The sequence below is a fragment of the Rhodopirellula sp. P2 genome, from assembly GCF_028768465.1.
In the GTDB taxonomy this organism is placed as follows: Bacteria; Planctomycetota; Planctomycetia; order Pirellulales; family Pirellulaceae; genus Rhodopirellula.
Genome location: NZ_CP118225.1, coordinates 3,894,383 through 3,914,835, shown reverse-complemented (window position 1 = coordinate 3,914,835; position 20,453 = coordinate 3,894,383). Strand labels below are relative to the sequence as shown.

At 57.4% G+C, this 20,453-nt stretch carries 13 protein-coding genes; 8 read left to right on the top strand and 5 right to left on the bottom strand.

The window, feature by feature from the left end; genetic code table 11:
• Positions 1-325: 325 nt before the first annotated feature.
• From PSR62_RS13730 to rdgB, 3 genes are all read left to right on the top strand, one after another.
• A complete protein-coding gene (locus PSR62_RS13730; RefSeq protein ID WP_274403574.1) occupies positions 326-1,852 on the top strand; it encodes a hypothetical protein in 1,527 nt (508 codons plus the stop codon).
• An 83-nt stretch (positions 1,853-1,935) separates the two neighbouring features.
• A complete protein-coding gene (locus PSR62_RS13725; RefSeq protein ID WP_274403573.1) occupies positions 1,936-3,117 on the top strand; it encodes a hypothetical protein in 1,182 nt (393 codons plus the stop codon).
• A 5-nt stretch (positions 3,118-3,122) separates the two neighbouring features.
• On the top strand, positions 3,123-3,740 hold the full coding sequence (rdgB, locus tag PSR62_RS13720) for an RdgB/HAM1 family non-canonical purine NTP pyrophosphatase (protein ID WP_274403572.1): 618 nt from the start codon (positions 3,123-3,125) through the stop codon (positions 3,738-3,740).
• On the opposite strand, the gene queD is transcribed toward rdgB, so the two are convergent.
• Positions 3,716-4,129, bottom strand: a complete 414-nt coding sequence (queD, locus tag PSR62_RS13715) for a 6-carboxytetrahydropterin synthase QueD (RefSeq protein ID WP_274408229.1) — start codon at positions 4,127-4,129, stop codon at positions 3,716-3,718. The genes rdgB and queD overlap by 25 nt on opposite strands.
• A gap of 388 nt (positions 4,130-4,517) precedes the next feature.
• On the opposite strand from queD, the gene PSR62_RS13710 reads away from it, so the two are divergent.
• The 4 genes from PSR62_RS13710 to PSR62_RS13695 all read left to right on the top strand — a co-directional run bounded on the left by PSR62_RS13710 (position 4,518) and on the right by PSR62_RS13695 (position 11,060).
• Positions 4,518-5,468, top strand: a complete 951-nt coding sequence (locus PSR62_RS13710; RefSeq protein ID WP_338020074.1) for a DoxX family protein — start codon at positions 4,518-4,520, stop codon at positions 5,466-5,468.
• Between the two features lie 16 nt (positions 5,469-5,484).
• Positions 5,485-7,326 (top strand): Gfo/Idh/MocA family protein, encoded by a 1,842-nt coding sequence (locus PSR62_RS13705; RefSeq protein WP_274403570.1) that lies wholly within the window; start codon positions 5,485-5,487, stop codon positions 7,324-7,326.
• A 673-nt stretch (positions 7,327-7,999) separates the two neighbouring features.
• Positions 8,000-9,130: a sialidase family protein gene (locus PSR62_RS13700; RefSeq protein WP_274403569.1), complete on the top strand. Its 1,131-nt coding sequence runs from the start codon at positions 8,000-8,002 to the stop codon at positions 9,128-9,130.
• 361 nt (positions 9,131-9,491) lie between these two features.
• Positions 9,492-11,060 carry a sulfatase family protein gene (locus PSR62_RS13695; protein ID WP_274403568.1) on the top strand — a complete coding sequence of 523 codons (1,569 nt, stop codon included), beginning with the start codon at positions 9,492-9,494 and terminating at the stop codon, positions 11,058-11,060.
• 29 nt (positions 11,061-11,089) lie between these two features.
• Here PSR62_RS13695 and PSR62_RS13690 read toward each other — a convergent pair whose 3' ends face one another.
• The 4 genes from PSR62_RS13690 to lepB form a co-directional block, all read right to left on the bottom strand.
• Positions 11,090-14,329, bottom strand: coding sequence for a DUF1583 domain-containing protein (locus tag PSR62_RS13690; RefSeq protein WP_274403567.1), 3,240 nt, complete (start codon positions 14,327-14,329; stop codon positions 11,090-11,092).
• A 274-nt stretch (positions 14,330-14,603) separates the two neighbouring features.
• Entirely contained in the window at positions 14,604-15,851 is a 1,248-nt protein-coding gene (gene ilvA, locus PSR62_RS13685) for a threonine ammonia-lyase (protein WP_274403566.1), read from the bottom strand.
• Between the two features lie 19 nt (positions 15,852-15,870).
• The gene (gene lptB / locus PSR62_RS13680) at positions 15,871-16,818 is read right to left on the bottom strand and encodes an LPS export ABC transporter ATP-binding protein (protein ID WP_274403565.1); all 948 of its coding nucleotides are present in this window, start codon (positions 16,816-16,818) and stop codon (positions 15,871-15,873) included.
• Between the two features lie 21 nt (positions 16,819-16,839).
• Positions 16,840-18,867, bottom strand: coding sequence for a signal peptidase I (lepB, locus tag PSR62_RS13675; protein WP_274403564.1), 2,028 nt, complete (start codon positions 18,865-18,867; stop codon positions 16,840-16,842).
• A gap of 216 nt (positions 18,868-19,083) precedes the next feature.
• Between lepB and PSR62_RS13670 the strand changes: the two genes are divergently transcribed.
• Positions 19,084-20,409, top strand: coding sequence for a hypothetical protein (locus PSR62_RS13670; RefSeq protein ID WP_443217270.1), 1,326 nt, complete (start codon positions 19,084-19,086; stop codon positions 20,407-20,409).
• Positions 20,410-20,453 lie beyond the last annotated feature (44 nt).

The window sequence follows — 20,453 nt, the reverse complement described above, 5'->3', positions numbered from 1 at the left end:
GTACGAATGCGTTCGTCGTAAGTTGATTGGCCTCGATTATTCCTGGAAGTAGTCAATCGGAGGAACGCGACACAAGAGCAGACGCCCAGTCAGCGCAATCCAGTCAGCGCAATCCAGGCAGCGCAATCCAGGCAGCGCTATCTGCCCAACCTGTTTCGACCGATTGGCTGGTTGTTCCGACTTCGCCCCTGGACGCAGTGTTAAACTGCGATGGTCCAGACGGTGATTGAACCGAGAAGCCAACCGCCACCGAATCGGTTGCCAGCGGTCTTCTCGGAACCATTGGCCTTCCATCCCGCATTCATTCTTTCCGTGATTTGCACAGATGATTCGTTGCTGTTTTCCCGCCGGAGACCGTTTGCCAGTCAAAATTCGTTGGGCGATTGGGGCATGCACTCTCGTCTTCGCCTGCCAGACGGCGAATCCAGTTGCCTGGGCCACCGAATTCGCGAATGGGTCAGCCGCTGCAACCAACCCCGTTGCAACCAACGCGGAGCAGCCGTCGCACAATCGGGCGGCTGAACTGGGCTGGGAGGTGCTGACACGCAAAGCCTTGCTGCCCAGCGATTTCTCGCAGGCTGTGATCGATGACATCTGGCGAAGCTGGCCCGAAGAAGCTCGCACGAAGGCGGAGAACGCATCGCCCGAAGATCGCTTGCGATTGATTTACCATCGCTATGGATTGTCCGAGCGACCTGACCTGCTGGTGGGGGAAGACGGCATCGCGGCCTTTGTTCCCCCGCAGCAAGAGGCATCGGTGGGACCGCCGATGCAGTACGTGGTGAGCGAAAATGGCGACTGGACGATGAATTGCCTGTCCTGCCATGGGGGCTCGGTGTACGGGGTCCCGACGCCCGGCGCACCGAACAATCGCTACGCGTTGCAGACACTCACCGAAGAAGTCCGCAGCACCAAATTTCGGCTCGGCATGCCCCTGGGACGAATGGAATTGGGATCGCTAGTCATTCCGCTCGGGACCACCAATGGGACCACCAATGCAGTGGTCTTTGGGATGGGATTGATGAACTACCGCGATTCGAAATTGAACGTCGTTCAGCGTGCACCGCAGACGTTCGTTCACCACGACATGGACGCTCCTCCGTGGTGGCATTTCTACAAGCGGCCTTACCTGTACATCGATGGCTTTGCTCAGAAGGGGCATCGCGGTTTGATGCAATTCACGCTGGTCCCTGAAAACGGGCCGGATTTCTATCGCGAACACGAAGACGATTTCCGAAACGTTTTCGCCTTCCTGTCATCGCTGAGAGCCCCCAAGTACGACGGACCAATCGACCAGCAACTGGCCGAATCAGGACGTCACCTGTTCGAGCAAACCTGTGCGAGATGCCACGGGACCTACGCCCCGGACGGCGGAACCTACCCCAACGAGATGGTTCCGATCGATGATCTCGGGACCGATCCGGTTCGGTTTGAGGCTTTGTCCAGCAAGGGGCGTCAGCGGTACGCGGACTCATGGTTCGCAGAGCTGAAACCGGGTGAGTCGCAGGAGACACGGGTCAATCCCGAAGGGTACGTCGCCCCACCACTGGACGGTGTCTGGGCCAGTCCACCGTACTTTCACAATGGCAGCGTGCCGACCCTGTGGCACGTGCTGCACCCCCGCGAACGCCCCGTGTTATGGCAGCGTTCCGCTGAGGCAATCGATCACGAACGAATGGGTTTTCAGATCGAATTGGCTGACAAGGTGCCGTTGTCACAGCCCGACGTGTTGATTCGACGCAGTTACTTTGACACCCGTCGTTTCGGGAAGAGTGCCGCTGGACATGATTACCCCGACGAGCTGAACGAAGAAGAAAAGCGTGCCGTGCTGGAATATCTCAAAACGCTTTGATTCTCTTGCTGCGAATCCATGGAATCTGCTAATGACGAGTCACACAACTCGCTCGTATCGTTTCGATTCAGGATTTGGTTCCGATGAACAGTTCGCTTCGCCTCGGATTGATCGCAATCCTCGCCGTCGTCGCCTCCGGCTTCGTGTCGCCGACACCCGCCGCCGCTCAAACCTCTCCGTTTTTGCGGATGTTCAAACGCGGGACCAAAGTCGAAGTCGACACCAACAAGACCTATGAACTGTCGGAAGAAGACGGTCCTTGGTTGATTTTGGCGCACACCTTTGTCGGTGCTGGTTCGAAAGAACGCGCCGAGCGTTTGGCATTGGAAATCCGGCAGGAATTGAACTTGCCATCTTATGTCTACGAAGAAAAGTTTGACTTCTCCGGCGAAGTGGAAACGCCAACCTCCAGCATCCAAGTTGCCGGTGGTTCGACTCGTCCTCACCAACGTCGAATGCGTTACGCCAACAGCATTCAGTACGATGCACACGCGGTTCTGGTGGGCGAATACGACCACGCGGAACACCCGCAAATCGTCGATGATCTGAAACGCATCAAGTCCGCCAAACTTCCCGTTTTCGGTGACGAAAAAGAGATGGCTGCAGAAACGGACTTTCGCAACCCCGTCACGGCGGTCAAAGCCTTGCACCGGCAATTTGTGAACCGAAGCGGCGACAAAAATCGCGGCGAGATGGGAAGCGCTTTCCTGACTCGCAACCCGTTGCTCCCCGACGACTTTTCGCACTCGCCTGAAGTGGATTCCTTCGTCCGCAAATTGAACGAAGACAAGCAATTCAGCTTGCTTGAGTGCGACGGGAAATTCACGGTCGTGGTTCGCACCTTCGAAGGCTTCAAAACAATTGTCGACGGCAAGAAGGAGAAGAACTTCCTGCCCAACATCAACCGCTTGGACCGGATGGCGATGGACGCCAACAAAATGGTGATTGCACTGCGAAACGAGGGGCAAGAGGCCTATCAGTACCACGACCGAACGCGTTCGATTGTGACAATTGGCAGCTTCGATACGCTGGGCCATGAATTGCCAAACGGCGGCTTTGAATACGCTCCCGAAATCAAAGCGCTCATGTCCACCTACCGTGCCTTCAATGTCGATCCCAACATCGCCAATCAGGTCAAAAACAAAACCAGCGACGGGCTCGCCGCGAAGCACATTGAAAACATCCCCTTTGATGTCCAGCCAACCCCGATTGCGGTTCCCAAAGCCAGCAAACGCAGCTTCTACAGCGCTGCGGTTGGACGCTGAGCCCAATGTTTGATCTCGTCCTTGGAACAGGCAACGCGAAGAAGCTCATTGAGCTTCGGATGATGCTGCCAGAAGAAACCATCGCCCTGACCGCACTGTCGGAAATCGACAACGCGATCGAGGTGGTGGAAGACGGCGACACGTTTTCACAGAACGCTGCCAAAAAAGCGACCGAGCAAGCCAAGCACCTGGGACGATGGGTGCTGGCCGAAGACAGCGGGTTGACGGTCGATGCACTGAAGGGTGAACCGGGCGTGCACTCCGCTCGCTACGCCGGAACCCACGGCGACGATGAAGCCAACAACGAAAAGTTACTGCGTGAACTGGCCGAGGTGCCGCTGGATCGCCGCGGGGCTCAGTTCAACTGCCACTTGTGCCTGTCCGATCCCGGAGGCAATGTTCGCTTGGCCGAGTCCGGCATCTGTCGCGGCCGAATCGCGACGCAGCGCAGTGGTGGCGCGGGATTTGGCTACGACCCATTGTTTGTAATCCCGGAGTACCACAGAACGTTCGGGGAATTGAACCTGACCGTGAAGCGGGCTCTCAGCCATCGCTCGCGAGCCCTGCGGGTTTTCATTCCCAAGCTGCTGCGACTGGTTCAGTCCAACTCTGCTTCGGCGTAGGTTTCTTCGCTCTCCCAAAGGCGGACCTTGTACGCGGTCGCACCGGAGTCACCCAGGATTTTGGGACAGACTTGTTCCAGGAAGTGCTTGGCCATGTTTTCGGCCGTGGGGTTGCTGTCCAGCTCGTAAATTCGGTGCGGCTGCGAACTGCGGATCGCGTCCAACCCGTTCTGGTCGTTTTTCCACAACACGAATGTGTGGTCCCAGTTTTCGTCGATCCAATCCTTGCAGCGAGCCTTCAGTTGCTTGAAATCGAGGATCCGGCCCACCGCATCCTGCTTTTTGCCGGTCACGTAGACTTCCAGCACGTAGTTGTGACCGTGCAAACTCTGACATTTCCCCTCGTGCCCCACCAATCGGTGCCCGGCACAAAATGTGAAGCGGCGCATGATTCGAATGGACACGGGCGTTGTTCCTGAGGAGAAATCTGAACAGTGTGGGGGGCAATCGGACAAGACCGCCGGCGGACGACTCGGTTGGCGGTGGCCCAGCAACCAGCGTTGCCAAAGGTTTTCTGATCCAGACGACTTTGTCGACCCCCACAATCCGGTCCATCAGAGAAATGGGCTTCGATGAACCGCAGGATTCAGTTGTTTCTGAACACACATCGGTTGGCGAACGGCCATTCGGCTGCCATAATGAGCGTTCCCTCTTCACTGGAGGTTTCCTGGTGTGAATTGAACGAGCCTCGAATGTGCCGGAGATGGCATGCGTTTGGTGGCCACGTTGTCGACCTGGTGCCTTCATTCTCCCTGCCTTTGACGGAGCCCATTCTCGGTGGCCAAGTATTTGCTTTCCCCTTTGCGTTTGGCTGTCGGATGGGGAATCTCACCCCGGCTGCTCGGAACGATCGCGGTGGTCATGCTGACCCTCCTTCGTCTCACCATCGGCTGGCACTTCATCACTGAAGGTGTCGACAAGTATCAAGCTGGAAACTGGTCCGCAAAGCCATTTTTCGCAAACGCTCGCGGACCCTTTGCTGGTCATTTTCGCCAAATGGTGTGGGACTACGACGGCACCATGCGACTGGACGTCGATCAAACCAAAGTCAACTGGGCCTACTACCGCGATCAAATCTCGGGCCACTACGGGTTCGATGAAAAGCAGGCTGCCGCGGCTCAGAACAACTACATCAAGGCCGTCGATCAGTACGAAATCGTGCTGCAGCTCAACGCCAATGAGGTCCAGGAGTTTCAACTGGGGTTGGACCGAGTCGCGGAACTCGACGGGGACTCGGTCGCATCGGGGGTCAGCTCACTGAGCGGGCAACGCGAGAGCGTTCGAAAAGAGTTGTCCCAGAAGATCGCCCCGGTCTTCGATCAGATCGATGCGATCTGGGAAAACTACGAATTAGCACAAAACAAGGTCGCCTCACCGGAACAACTGCTCACCCACAGTGCGTACAAACTGACGCGCCCACGCCTGCAAATGATGGACACCAGTGTGATCGACACAATGGTGCCGTACTTTGACATGATCGTTGGTTGGTGTCTGTTGCTCGGGTTGTTCACACCCGTGGCCGCGTTAGCCGCCGCGTGTTTTCTCGGTTCAGTTTTTCTAAGCCAGTATCCACCCGTGACCGGGCCAGGGTCGAGCAATTATCAGCTGATTGAAGGCCTGGCCTGTTTGGTTCTCGCCGCCACCGGCGCTGGCCGTTTCGCCGGCCTCGATTTCTTTCTGCATCTCATTATTCGAAAATTCAACGGCGACGACGCCGCAACTGCGTGACCGGGAGTCTTAGCAAATGGTAGACAAGCTCAACGCCGATCAAAAAGAAGTCGGCTCACACAATTACTATTCCGCCGTCGGCAGTTACTACGACGTCAATCGTCGTGACTTCCTGCGTGGCATCGTCGCCGCGGGTGCCGTCAGTGGCGCTGGCCTCGGGGCCGCTTACTTCGGCTACGGCAAAGTCACCGACCCGGTCCGCGTCGCGGTCATCGGAACCGGTGACGAAGGCAACGTCCTGATCGGAGGTTGCAACCCCGAGTACGTGGACGTCAAAGCAATCTGCGACATTCGTCCATTCAGCCAATTCCGTGCTTTCCACGGTGACTGGTCTTCCCCGTCGGCTCTGAAACGCCGCCCGGGCTTGATCAGCGTTGCTGGATACAAAGACGAAGCGGAAGCTCGCAAGAACGTCAAGGTTTACGACGGCTCCAACGGCGGCATCATGGCCTGCTTGGACGATCCCGACATCGAAGCCGTGATCATCGCCTTGCCGCTTTGGCTGCACGCTCCCGTCGCCGCCCAAGCGATGGAACGTGGCCTGCACGTGCTGACCGAAAAACTGATGGCCCACAATGTGGCTCAGTGCAAGGTCATGTCGCGAATGGCTGGCAGCATGGAAGACAAGAACGGCAACCCGCTGCACTTGGCGACCGGTCACCAACGTCACTACAACGTGAAGTACCAAGACGCGATCAACCTGATCCGCTGGGGCTTGCTCGGACAACTGCACCACATCCGTGCCCAGTGGCACCGCAGCAACGTGCCCGGTGCTGACAGCTGGTCGATGCCAATTCCCGGCGGCGAGATGGTCAACGGCAAGAACTTCGACAAGATTGCGAAGGACATCGAATATCGCAAGAAAAAGTTGTCGGAAACCTCTGACCCAGACGAAATGATTCGTCTGCAAATGGAAATTGAACAGTGGACCGCTTGGGACGCTGACAAGAACGTCGACCCCTCGGAATTCGGCTACGAAAGCTTCTCAGCCGGCGACAAAACCTTCAGTGCGATGGAAGAACTTCACCGCTGGCGTTTGTTCAATCGCACCGGTGCTGGCCTGATGGCGGAGCTCGGAAGCCACCAACTGGACGCTGTCAGCATCTTCCTCAGCTCGCTGCGTGATGACAAAAAGAAGGTCCACCCACTGAGCGTCCACGCAGTTGGCGGACGCCACATCATGCCGCTGGATCGTGAAGTCGGCGACCACGTCTACTGCATGTTCGAGTTCCCTGGGCCAGAGTACAGCAGCACCTTCGATGTCGGTTATTACGACCGTGTCGAACGCTACCCCAACCCTGACAGCCCCGGAAACGGACCTGTCGCCGGCTATGAAACCGATCCGAACAAGAAGGTCGTTGTGACCTACTCATCGATCAATGGCAATGGTTTTGGCGGCTGGGGCGAAGTCGTCATGGGCACCAAGGGAACGTTGATCCTGGACAAGGAAACGGACGTTTACCTGTACCGCAACAGCGACACCAGCAGCAAAGCGGGCGTCGTCAAGAAGGATGCCGGGTTCGCCTTGGATACATCGGCCAGCGGCGACTACGCTGCACCGGTGGCCCAAGCCGCTTCGTCCGGCCCAGTCAGCCGTGGGTACCGCGAAGAGATTGAGCACTGGGCCTATTGCATCCGCAACCCAGACGGCGAGAACAAACCTCGCTGCTACCCGGAAGTCGCAATGGGCGACGCCGTCATCGCTCTAGGAACCAACGTCGCTCTGAAGCGTTCAGCCAAGGGTGAAAGCGGTTACCTGCAGTTCAAGGAAGAGTGGTTCGACATCGACAACGACGCGACCCCCGACGACAGCGACATCGCTGCGGAAACCGAGTTCATGAAGAAACCTGTGGCATAGCCCCCAGGACTTCCCAACTGACGAACGACACGGCGGCCATTGGCCGCCGTGTTTTTTTATGGAATCCCGACACGCAAAGCCACCCGTACGATGGCCTTCCAAGGCCGTCGATATGGAAACCCGACGCGTCAGATCGGTCTCGGGGCTTCCGCCCCGAGCTAAGCAAGCCGGCCCCATCCGGGGCGAAAATTGCGGCCGAAAGCTCTCCGGTTCGTGCCCCGCCATCGCCTCAATCGCCAGATTTTTCAATTGACAACTTCACTTTTTCAATCGATCCCCCATCACATCGTTCGCCAGCTGTCGCCGCTCCGCGGCTTGTCGAGGAAAACCAAACCTCGGGTTGAAACCCCGAGGCTGACAACTGTCACCGCTCCGCGGTTATTGGATCCCCCGAACACCCCCAGTCGCGGAGCGACGGAAGCCGGAAGCCTTGGGTTTTCAACCCAAGGTCATACGCCAACGACACAAGCCCCCAAGTCGCGGAGCGACGACAGTTGTTTGCCGCCCCCTCCCCACGCGATCCCCCGGCTCACATTCCCGTGCAATGACCTTCCAAGGGCGTTCACTCAGCTCGCCAAAACTCCTCGTCAAACACAGCAAACCGGACGCCGAGACGATAAACTTTGACGCGACATCCCTCCCCACACATCCCTCCCCACCAATGCCCCACCTCATGATTCGAACCATCCCCCTTGCGGTCTGCTTCACTCTTTCAGCGATTGGAATCCTTCCAGCACAAGACGCCCCGTTTCTGAATCCGCCGCAATACATCGGTCTTCCCCAAACCGTGCAGGCGGTGACCAACCGGGCATTCACGGGAATCCCCAGCCTTGCGGTTTCCAACGGCGGCAGGCTCTGGGCAACCTGGTATGCCGGCAAAACCCCCAAGGAAGACGAGAACAACTACGTCGTTCTCAGCACCAGCGGCGATGGTGGAGAGACATGGAAGGAAGTGCTGGTGGTTGATCCGGACGAGGACGGTCCGGTCCGCACCTACGATCCAGAACTGTGGATCGCACCAGACGGAAAGTTGCGGCTGATCTGGGCACAGGCCGTGGGTCACGCGGGGACCGTCGCCGGAGTTTGGTTTCTGGAAATCGAAGACCCCGATGCGGAACAACCTGTCCATGGCAAACCCAAGCGGATCACCGATGGAATCATGATGTGCAAACCGCTGGTCCTCTCAACGGACGAATGGGCGTTGCCGGCTTCGACATGGCGCGAGACCGACGCCAGTGCTCGCATGATTGTCTCGGATGATCAAGGCAAAACCTGGTCGCGACGCGGCGGCTGCAATGTGCCCAAGGATGCTCGCGCCTTCGATGAACACATGTTCGTGGAGCGGAACGACCAATCGATTTGGCTGCTTGCCCGCACGAAATACGGAATCGGCGAGAGTGTCTCCACGGACCGAGGGAAAACTTGGCCTGAACTAACGCCATCAAAAATCGCTCACCCCAGCGCACGCTTTTTCATCCGACGACTCGCTTCAGGAAATCTCCTGTTGGTCAAACACGGCCCCATCGAAAAGAGAACCGGTCGCTCGCACCTGATGGCTTTCGTTTCCACCGATGACGGCGAAACTTGGAAGGGGGGCCTGATGCTTGATGAACGAGCCGGTGTCTCCTATCCCGATGGCCAACAAGACGCCAACGGCGTGATCCACATCGCCTATGACTACAGTCGCACCAAAGACCGGCAGATTCTGTTTGCAAGTTTTCGCGAGGAAGATGTCGCGGCAGGAAAAGCTGTCACGGACTCGGTGAAATTGCGTCAGTTGATCAGCGACGCATCTGGCAAATAAGCAGGTCGGCTGGAATGATCGGGCACAACCATGTGAACCGTTTGGGCGTTGGCCCCGGTTGCGGTGAAAACCGTGGCTAACGCCAACGGCTCACATACCCGATGACACCTGCGTACCTGCTTAGTTCGCCGGGCCTGCCACTGAGCACACGAAGCCAGGTGTGGCGTAACCCACTGGATTTCGAAAACGATTTGCGACACGGCGGCCTGAGGCCGCCGTTTTTCTGGGCTCTCCGACAAGGGACTGCTTCGGGGTTCCGTCGTTGGTCGCTAGGATTGAACGAGCATAAACGCTGTCCGACCGGCGTTCGCTCTGCTGATCAATCCAGCCCCACTGACAAGCTCCCTCGAGAATTTGAATCATGCCTCCGACACGTCGCCTGTGTGCCCCCGCCGTCACGCGAACCCGCATCACAATTCTCTCTGCGATGCTGGTCAGCCTGGGCTCCGTGCTCACCAGCCCAACCGGCACAGCGGACCAGCCACCCAATGTCTTGATCATCTACGCCGATGACCTCGGCTACGGGGACCTGTCGTCTTACAACGAAAACTGCGCCTACGAAACACCTCACTTGGACCAATTGGCTTCCCAGGGAATTCGCTTCACGGACGCACACAGCCCTTCAACGATCTGCTCGCCGTCTCGCTACGGTTTGATGAGCGGTCAGTGCGTCTTCCGGACGGGACGCCGAACGACTGCGTTCGAAGGAGCCAGCGGCCCCAGCTACTTGCGGCCGGATGATTTGACGATCGCAGAGATGCTTCAACAGGCAGGCTACAAGACCGCGATCTTCGGCAAATGGCACCTCGGGCTGACCTGGTACGGCAGCGATGGCAAACAACTGCGAGGTGGCTTCCAAGACGTCACCGAAATCGATTACGAACGAAGCACACCCCTGATCGATGGGCCCAACAACCAAGGCTTCGATGAGTCATTCGTGACCCCCAATTGCCCCACCACGGACCCGTTGTATCTGTACATCGAAAACGGCATGGTCCCCGTCCCAGCGAACCAACGCCACAAACGTGACACACTTCCTAACCCCGGCGGCAAATGGCGATGGGACAACGACGAAGGCTGGAAAGCCCCCGGTTACAAGTTTGTCGACGCCGACGTTCTGTTCTTCAACAAGACTCGAGAGTTTCTCGACCGCCACGTCCAAGAGTCACCGGACCAACCCTTCTTCGCGATTGTTTCCACCCAGATCGCACACGCCCCTGTGCTGCCTGCCAACCAATACACGGGATCCACGCAAGCCGGCGCTCGCGGCGACTTTGTTTGCGAACTGGATTCGCTCACCGGTGAATTGCTCGATCACTTGAAGGAACTGGGAGTGGATGACAACACATTGGTGATCTTCAACTCGGACAACGGCCCGGAAACGATGCACACCGTGTGGATGCGTGAAGATCATCAGCACGACGCCGCTGGCGGATGGCGTGGGATGAAACGCGATGGATGGGAAGGCGGCCACCGCGTGCCCATGATGATGAAGTGGCCCGGCCACATCTCCCCTGGTCGCGTTTCCAACCAACTGATCAACACGACCGACATTTTCAAAACACTCGCAGCCGTCGCAAACGTGGACTTGCCCAAGAGCGTTGCGCTGGACAGTTTCAACATGCTGCCGGAACTGCTGGGGCAAGTGCCTGAGGGCGAGTCCATTCGGCCCCACATGATCACCCAGAGTTTTCGCGGTGAGTTCCAGCTTCGAGTCGGCGATTGGAAATACTTGAATCACACCGGTTCCGGCGGCAACAACTACAACGACCGAGTGCTTCAACCCTATGCAAAGAAGGAAGCTGAAACCGACTCCCCGGGTCAGCTTTACAATCTGAAGCAAGACCCAATGGAGACAGTGAACCTTTACGAACAAGAAGCCGCGAAACGAAGAGAGATGCAGGCGTTGCTCAAATCCATCGTCGAGTGAACCGAAAACAGTGAGTTACAACAAGTCACTCACTGCTCACCCGAGTGAACCTCGAACTTCTTCAGCCGCACGCTTGATTCACTTCCCGCCCCGCCACTACGCAGCATCATGATGATCCCGTTGATTGGAGCGTCTGAATGGTCTGACATCGAGACGATGCGATCGTGCTGTTCACCTTCGGCACGAACCATCATGAAGAATCGCTCGCCCCGGCGAGCGATTCGCAGCGCCGTGGCAGATGTCACGGTGTGCCGTTCGGTTCCGTTGAACCATTGACTTCCATCGGGCATTCTCACTCGCGCGTAGCCTTCCGCTTGGATCACTCCGGGTGAATTCAGCCCCAGCATCGAATTGACGGTGGTTCGCGGTTCAGACGTCGGCTGAACTTCGATTGCGAGAATGGCTTGTTGCCCGTTTCCCGCACTCGCCAGTTTGAGCTCGTCAAATTCCAGACGAATATCAAAGTCACCTTCGACGGGGATTCTCGCGATGAGCACGCTGGCGCCCCAATCAACCTTTCCGATGTCTCGCAATCGAAGACCATCGTCGGCCTCGTTCCAAGGCCTTGTATCATTCAGTCGTGAAAACGTCTCCGGATCAGGTGCGGCTTCCGTAAAGTCATGCACGAATGACTTCTTCAACAGCTTCTTCGAGTCGTCCAACTGGCTCCGCAACGCTTGCATGTCCTGCACCGCGACGCCCTCAATCTGCTCGGCACGCACGCTGATGTTGGTCCAGGTCGTCGATGCAGAACCACCTTTCTCGGCGAACGCTTTGAGGGTGATGCCCCCCGCGCTCAAAGGTCCACGGCCGACTTCATCGGTCGACAGAAGACGAAATGTTTCAGAATCGTTTTCAGCGAACAAGTAATGAACGGTGGTGCCTAAACGGACCATTCGAAAAACTCCCGATGTGGCTTCGTTCGCGGCCCAATGATCCCTGGCTCGCTGAGCTTGGTGCCCGGCATCCGTCATCGGTGAAAACCGGGTTCGCAACTTTTGCTCTTTGTTGTCCCAACGGTGCCGAGCAACTCGAATTTTCTGACCATCGCTCGGCAGGTACGCCAGCATTTCGAGAGCCCCGTCGCCGACGTCCGCATGTTGAAAGTTCTCAAAACGTGCTCGCAAATCGAAGTCGCCGCGGACTTCCAACCAGAGAGGCAGATCCGTGCTTTGGCTACCGCTCGCTTTCATCGCAATGCCATCCGCCCCCACCGTGATCGGACCGCCTCGCTGAATGAAATGGCTCGAGTCAATTTCCAGGTTTCGAAAATCCTGCCGGTAGGACTGAGGCAGTGCTGAAGTCAACCGTTCCATCTCAGCTGTATCTGGCCTGACGCCGCGATGCTTGCCAAGCACCTCCTCAGCATTTTGCCAGTCACCTGACCAGCGCAAATTGCGAACTCGAGCGTTGGTCTTGTCCGCGAAATGGAACAATCCGAACTGCCGTTGGTTCCATGGTTTCAGTGCCCGATCCATGACGGGTTTTCCATTCAGAAGCAACAGGACATCATCACCCCGAAGCTCCAATCGAACTCGGTTCCAAGAATTGTCCTTCAAGACAACCTCGGGACGTCTCTGTTCTTGCTTGGTTACAAACGCTCGATTCGCAGGCGAAAGATTGCCCGGTTGATGCGCACCGTCTGTCACCCAGTGCACCTGGACGCCATCCGGTTCGAGCAGGAACGCCAAGCGATCGATCGCCGGATGGACCGCGGTTTCTCCCTTCGCGTAGAAGAACTCATATTCAATCGAGCCATCTTCCATCAGGGGCCGGTGATACATCAGCAGACTCTCCAAATTGGATCCCGCGAGTTCGCGTCGAGCCGCGTGCTGAACCTCAAACGACGATTCTGTTTCTTGCGTCGCAACGGATCGCCATGCAAACATGCCTTTCGGGTCGTCAACTGGCTCGTCGTAGTAGCTGTACCAGCCGACCAGTTTCGGCGAATTCACCATGTCGATGGAGGATGGAATCTCAGGCGATCCCGTGATGGTGAGGTTGCGAATGCCTCCGTGGCTCAACCGATGTGCTCGCAACGCCACCCAGGGGAATTGGCCGTCCACCAACGTCCGCTGCAGAATGCTTCTTCCATTGATGAAGTGACGACAAACACCATCACGAACCGAGATTCGACAACTCATCCAATCGTCTGGCGGGCTCATTGGTGGATCGAGGGGAAGCATCTCTTGACTGCGCAGCCCGCCGATCTCTGCTTGACTTCGCGAGGAATGAGGTGACGCAAAAATTCCTGCGTAAGCAACCTGCGTTTCTCCAAAATGAAAACCAGTCACGTCACACTCGATTTCAAAATCTCCCGTCAGCGGTGAAGGGAAATACAGGTAGTCATTGTTGTGACCAGCGAACTTGTGAACCGCGTTGCCAACAGGCCGCCACGTTGCAGCGGTGAACCCGTTGCCGCGAGAGTTGGCAGACACCACCGACGCTTGTTGCCAACTTTCGAAGGAACTGGGCGACACCGTCTGAAGTTTTGGATCGCTTTCATTGCTTGGGTCAAGCCCCGCAAAGGCACCGAAGGCATAGACGTCCCAAGCTGCATTTGCGTCCCAGCTCAGATTCTCAATTTGCACGGAGTAAACGCTGGTGACAAGCTCGAGAAATTCGCTGCTACGAAGGTCACTGTGCATCCCGTACGCGAGGGCCAAAATCTCTGGCCAAGCCTGCCTGTCAGCAGCTGGATCTCGTGTCCGGACATGAGTTGCCAGAGAGGCCAGCATCGCGGAAGTTGACTCCTCGACTTTTGCCGGTGACTTCAACGTGAAATCCGCGATTTCGATCATGAAGAGGAGAGCCAGCTTCGCTCGCATTTGATCCGATTCCAACGGATCCGGAATCGCTTGCACTCGCCGGCGAAGTTCAGCCAGACGGTTTGTTTCTGTGGCCGCCGCTAGAAGATAGAACGCTGGCGAGGTGATCCCTTCGACGATGCTTTCCTTGGGGGCCACTTCTGAGTTTGCGATCGGAGCAATCTGCACGAATCTCGATTGCATTCGGAAGTTTGGCCGGGTTTCAGAGGGCAACACCCAATCGGCCAAAACGGTAAAGCGATCGACCGGGGCCAGTTTTGACGCCTGCAGGACCACGCCGTCAGAACCTTGTGCAAGGACATCCAGCTCCCTTGCAAACAAAATTTCCATCGCGGACGTGTCGGAACGACCGGCGTTCGCAGCCCGCGAAATCCCAATCAGCAGCAACACAAAGACCGACGCGACAATCGAAATCAACTGGAAGCGTGCTTGTGAATTCATCCAATTCCCTCCCGGATAGGACGCGCCATGCAAAAGCGGCACTTCGCCCACACACGATTCGTGCCCCCATTAGCTCGTCAGAGGGAACTGATTGTACGCCAGTGCGAGCAGCCGCGCCACACAACGGAGATCCGAGGAGGTCAAACGCGAATGGCAGGACACAACCTTGCGAAGACGATGCTCCCACGTGCGTTCTCGATCGAACCAACCGAGCAGCTCGCGCGAGATCCTCAAGCCCCACCGCAAGGAGTTTCAATCGCCCCGAGAACACCCCCTACACCAACAGTTCAAACAGCATGCGTTGTTCGTTGACGACTTGGTATTCGATGTTGCTGGCCGTCAGTCGGTCCAGCAAGCCTTGGTAGTCGTCGCGGTGGGCGACCTGCAAACCGACGAGCGCCGGCCCGGTTTCGCGATTGTGCTTTCGCGTGTACTCAAAGTGCGTGATGTCGTCGGTGGGCCCGAGCACATTGTTGAGGAACTCTCGCAAAGCGCCCGCACGCTGCGGGAACTTGATGATGAAGTAGTGCTGCAGCCCCTCGTACAACATCGCTCGGTCGCGAATTTCTTCGGTGCGAGTGATGTCGTTGTTGCTGCCACCAACCACACACACGACGGTCTTGCCCCGAATCTCGTCGGCCAACTGTTCGAGCGCCGCAATCGAAAGAGCTCCCGCGGGTTCGACGACCAGGCCTTCGTCGTTGTAGAGCTGCAACATCACGCTGCAGACCTTGCCCTCCGGCACAAGGACCATTTCATCGATGACGTGCTGCGCAATCTGGAAATTCAAATCGCCGACCCGCCGGACCGCGGCACCGTCGACGAAGCTATCGATCTTGTCGAGCGTGACGACCTTGCCTTCGCGAAGGCTGTCATGCATCGCCGGTGCGCCCGTCGGTTCCACCCCAATGATCTTGGTTTGCGGTGAGAGTTGCTTGAAGATGCTTCCCAAACCAGAAATCAAACCGCCGCCACCCACTGCGACAAGCACAATGTCAATTGGCTCCGGGTGGTCTTCCAAAATTTCAGCCCCGACCGTGCCTTGGCCTTCGATGATGGCGGGATCATCAAAGGGCGGGATATAGGTCAGACCACCTTCGGCGGCGCGGTGGGCTTCTGCGGCCGCATCATCGAACGTGTCCCCGATCAGAATGATCTCCACGTGTTCTTGCCCGAACAGCTTGACCTTCTCGACCTTCTGCTTGGGCGTGACCGCAGGCATGAAGACTCGACCTTGAATCCCCATCGAATGACAGGCATACGCGAAACCTTGCGCGTGATTGCCGGCACTGGCACAAACCACCCCAGCGGCACGCTGCTCGTCGCTGAGCTGCGACATCCGGTTGTACGCCCCACGAATTTTGTAGCTACGGACTTCTTGCAGGTCTTCGCGCTTGAGCAGAATCTCGGCGTCATACAGCGCCGAGAGACGAGCGTTTCGCATCAGAGGCGTGTGGCGAACCACGCCAGCGATTCGCTGGCGAGCCGCCTGGATTTTGTCGGCGGCAATCATAGGAGACATGGTGCTAATCAGGTGGTTGTCAGACGTCCGTCACGCGACGCCGCGGCACTTGGCGGCGTGTCGGTGCGGCGGCAGACTGAGCAGAGGACGGAGCTGGGGGAGTCGATTGAGAATGGGCAGGGTCAATGCGAAACTGATTCTCGGCGGGTGGCCCCGTGGGACCACCGGCGGCCGCATCGAGGTCTCCCAGATATTCTTCGCGGACCTTCGGGTGCCGCTTGACTTCATCAGGCGTGCCGTCGATCAGGACTTGGCCCTGATAGATCACATAGCAACGGTCGACGGTGGTCAAAATTTCACGGGCCGCATGGTCGGTGATCAAAACGCTGATCCCGGAATCTCGAAGCTGTTGAATCACACCTTGAATCGATTGCACTGTGACCGGGTCAATCCCGGCAAAGGGCTCATCGAGCATCACAATTCGCGGATTGGAAACCAAGCAACGAGCGATCTCCAGTCGGCGGCGTTCACCGCCGGAAAGTCCCGCCGCACGACTCTTTCGAATGTGCGTGATGTTGAACTCTTCAAGCAATTCATTGGTGCGTTCTTTGCGTTGCTTGCGATCCACGCCCAGCAACTCGAACAACGCCGAGATGTTTTGCTCCACCGTCAGTTTTTTGAAAACACTGGGTTCTTGTGGCAAGTATCCCATTTGGCCGTCTCGAGCGCGCCGGAACATCGGCCAATCGGTCACGTCTTGGCCACCCAAGTACACGCGTCCCTGGTCGGGCTGAACGAGCCCACAGATCATTCGAAAGCTGGTCGATTTCCCGGCACCATTGGGCCCCAGCAATCCCACAATCTCGGCTTCACCGACGTGCAGGTTCACTCCATCGACGACCCGACGTCGCCCGTAGGTTTTCTGCAAACCGACCGCTTCCAGAACAGGCTCGCTCGACTGGCGTTCGACGTTGGCTCCCAGCGGTGATTCGGTGGGAAAGGAGGTCGGGGTAAATTCGTCACTCATGATTCGATTCCTTTCTGTGAATCACTTGATTCGTTGCATCCGGTCCAGGTTGGGCCAAAACGGCAACGGCGACTTCCACGGGTGCGGCCAAAACACCAGCAATGCCTTGCCAACCAACAGGTCTCGCGGGACATACGAAACGTCCGCAAATTTGTAGGCGTCTTTGTCGGGACTGGCGTAGTTTCCGAGTCGTGTTTTCTTACCGGCCCAACAACGTGCGTCCAAACTCTCGGGACTGTTGTCGCCCATCGGGAAGAATTGGTCTTCTTCCATCCGGAAGGAAACGGCGCGGCGACTTTGCCAACCGGGGAAATCGGCCCAAATCGTGGGCTCGCCCATCAGCAGTTGAATGTCGCGAACAATTTCGTCCGGTCGAGCCCCAGCGCCGACAAAGCGACGCAAGGCTCCCATGTCATAGTCCAGCATGCCGTCGTCGCTGGTGTCGACGGCGATGTAATACTTGTCGCGGTGGATTGTCCACTGGTTCAGCGTGGCCGAACCACCGGTCACAGCCATGGCGATCGGAGCGGCATCCAAAGGATTGCCCGGCCCGTCATATCGGGGCTGGTTCTCTTCGCGTGGGACAATGGAATTGAAATCAAAAGTGGCCGGCGATTGGAAGGCCACCAAGTCACCGTCGATCCACAACCTCAGTTCATCATCCGCGTTGCTGAACCGGAAGTCATGTTGCTGACCAGCCCGCACGGCGGTTTCGGCGATTGGATGCAGATTGCTGTCACCGTCAAACGCATGCACCTGACCATCGTCCAGTGTGAGCTTGGCTTCGCCGGTTTGGAGATTGATTTCACAAACATGACGCACTCCGGCTTCGACAATTTCAAAGCTGAGTTGTTGAGCATCGTCGGAAGTTGCGATGGTCTGGGAAACAATCAGATCGCCAACCCAATGAACGCCTCCGGAGCCGTGGTACGACCCACCGTACTGAACCGTTCCTCGGAACTGAGCCAAGTCGCCGCCGGACTCATAGCTCTTTCGAAACACACCGGCAGTGCGGGTTTGCCCCAGCATGCGTTTCAGACGCGAGACGCCGACCGGGGAAGGTTTGACGTCGTAGACTCGGTCGGATGCGACATTCAGATACGAATCATAGGCGTAGAAATCCGTGATCAGTCTTCCGCTTTGTGGATCCACGTCCGCCAATGATTCACCATTGATCGCTGCTCGCCACTGTTGTTCATCCGGGAAATGGTGGTAATAGCGAAGCCACTTGGTTTCATCCTCGGCGGCCTCGACCGTCGCGGTCATCCCCTCCGCAGTCTCGGTCACCTTCCAAGAATCCGTGGGAATCGTTTCGCTTCCTGGGGTCCATGGTTGCAACCTGGATGGGTAGCCGGCCTCCAGCAGAGCCTTGGGTTGATGCTGGCTGTCGTAAACCAGGTGACTCATCGCCAGCAGCTTTTCAGGGGGCTTGCGCTGGATTTCACCAAATTCAGAGGAATCGGGTTCAGAATTCGATTTCGCGTAGACGTCTCCAAATTGGATCGACACGGTTTCGTCGGGCAGACCGACCAAGCGTTTGATGTAGTTCTGCTTGGGGTTCACTGGAACCTTGAAGACGATCACGTCCCATCGCTTGGGCTCTTTCAGCGTGTATGCGAATTTGCTGACGAGAATCCGGTCGCCGCTGAAGGTTTGCTGATTCGCATCATTGGCTAAATCCAATGAATTCACGTGCCGACAATTCGGGCAGATCCCGCCAACCACGACTTTCTGAAGCGCGGGGGTGCGGTTTTCCAGGCTCGCCCCGATTGGGAACTGCTGCCCACATTCGTCGCAGAACACATCTTTGTGAGCCCCCATCAGGGCGGGAGCCATCGATCCAGTGGGGATCACAAAGGCTTCGGCGATGAAAGCCCGGAACAACAGAGCCAAGATGAAGGCAACCGCGAAGGCTTCCACCGTTTCGCGTCCGGCCTGCAACCGGAACACAGCGGCGCGCTGTTGAGGAATCGTCATGGCGTCGAAGGCTGACTGAGCCTCCGACACGGAACCGTCGTTGGTGGACTTCGATTCGGTCGATGAATTCATGTTGCTGGAAAAACGTGGAATTTTGCGAATGACGCAGTCTAGCGAAAGATCGGCTCGACCGGACCATCGGTTTTTTTCGTCCAAACCGGTGCAATCCCGCCAATGCAGTCGTGGAACAGTCCGCTGATTCCAATGCAAACTCTGACCGATCCCGTCTGATAGAGGACACTGCAATACTCTTTCACGGACGGAAGGGGGCCTCTGTTCATTCCAGGGATGCTTTCTGCCGTGAAACTTGCGATTCCAGCCGCTCGATCCCCGGCCCACCGCTGGATTCTCCCGTTGATCTTTGGTGTGGCGACCATGGCGGTCCTGTCCGCTCAATCGCCCCATGGGAGTGTCACCGACTGGGCAACGCCCTCCACCGTCGATCCGCCGCCCGCAAGCGGCACGCTTCCGGCGGCCGAAACGACGCTGACATCGACGAAGTCGGAAACTCTTGCGCTGGAAAGCCCGCTGCCAGCCAACACCGTTGTCCTGGACGCCATGGCGATGCCGATCGAAACGGGATCGATCGTCAGCTACACGCGGCAACAAGTCATGCAGTGGGCGCACCAGCATTCGCCCGAAGCCAACATGATCGACCAAGAATCACGGTCGGTCGCTTGTGGGGTGGATTGTGAGGATGAAGCGGCTGTCTGCCAGTTGCGGCTGATCCGGTCCGTTCTCGCCGAGATCGCTCTGGGCCGCCGCGCCGACGACGCGGCCGATGCAGCCAAGGCCTACGACCGCTTGGTCGCCGCCCAGCTTGGCAAGCAAATCGCTCAGCAAGGAATCAAGGTCCAAAACCGCTTGATCGATTTAGCCAACGAAGCCGATCGATTGGGAGTCCCCGATGGCAATGTTTTGCAGCTGCAACAAGCCAAGCTGGTTTGGCAAGACATGGAAATCCAACAATCCTTCGCAACCCAAAAGCTCCGCCAAGAACTCGCTCGTCGCACCGGTCGGCCCGAGTCGGAAGTCGCCGTGGCCGTGACGGTGGACGAATTGCAACCAGCCGCCTCCGTCGGATCGGTCGACGCTGGCACCAGCGTTGGCACCGCACTGGCCAATCGCAACGATTTGAAAGCGGTCCAGCAATTGTGTGCTGGCATGCGAACCTGCAACCTGTCCTCGGCCAGGCAACTGATTGGGGCCCTCAGCCCCGGCGCTGGTTTGGCGATCGCAGCGGCCACGGGAAAAGGTCTGTTCTCGTGCCTGTCCCCCGATTCCAACACGAGCGATCTGAACTGCCGCCGTCAACAGTGCTCGCTGCTTCGAGAATCGTTGGCAGAAGTGGTTCGCAATGAAACCTTGCAGGCTGTCCTGGACGTTCGTCTTGCCAACGCACGTCTTGGATTGATCGACCGCCAACTGCAGTGGGCCCAGGAACGACTGGAAGAAACGCAGGCCGCGATCGAATTGGACCAACAACCCGTCGGCTCCGATGACCTGATTCGCTTGGAACTCGAAAAACTTCGCGGCGATCAACTCGCCCGGCAACTGGACGTCTCGCTGGCGATCACAGAGTGGAAACGTGTTCAAGGGATCGTGCTACGATAGCCGTTCACGAACGTTCCACGAATCGCCCGCGCCGACTCAAGACG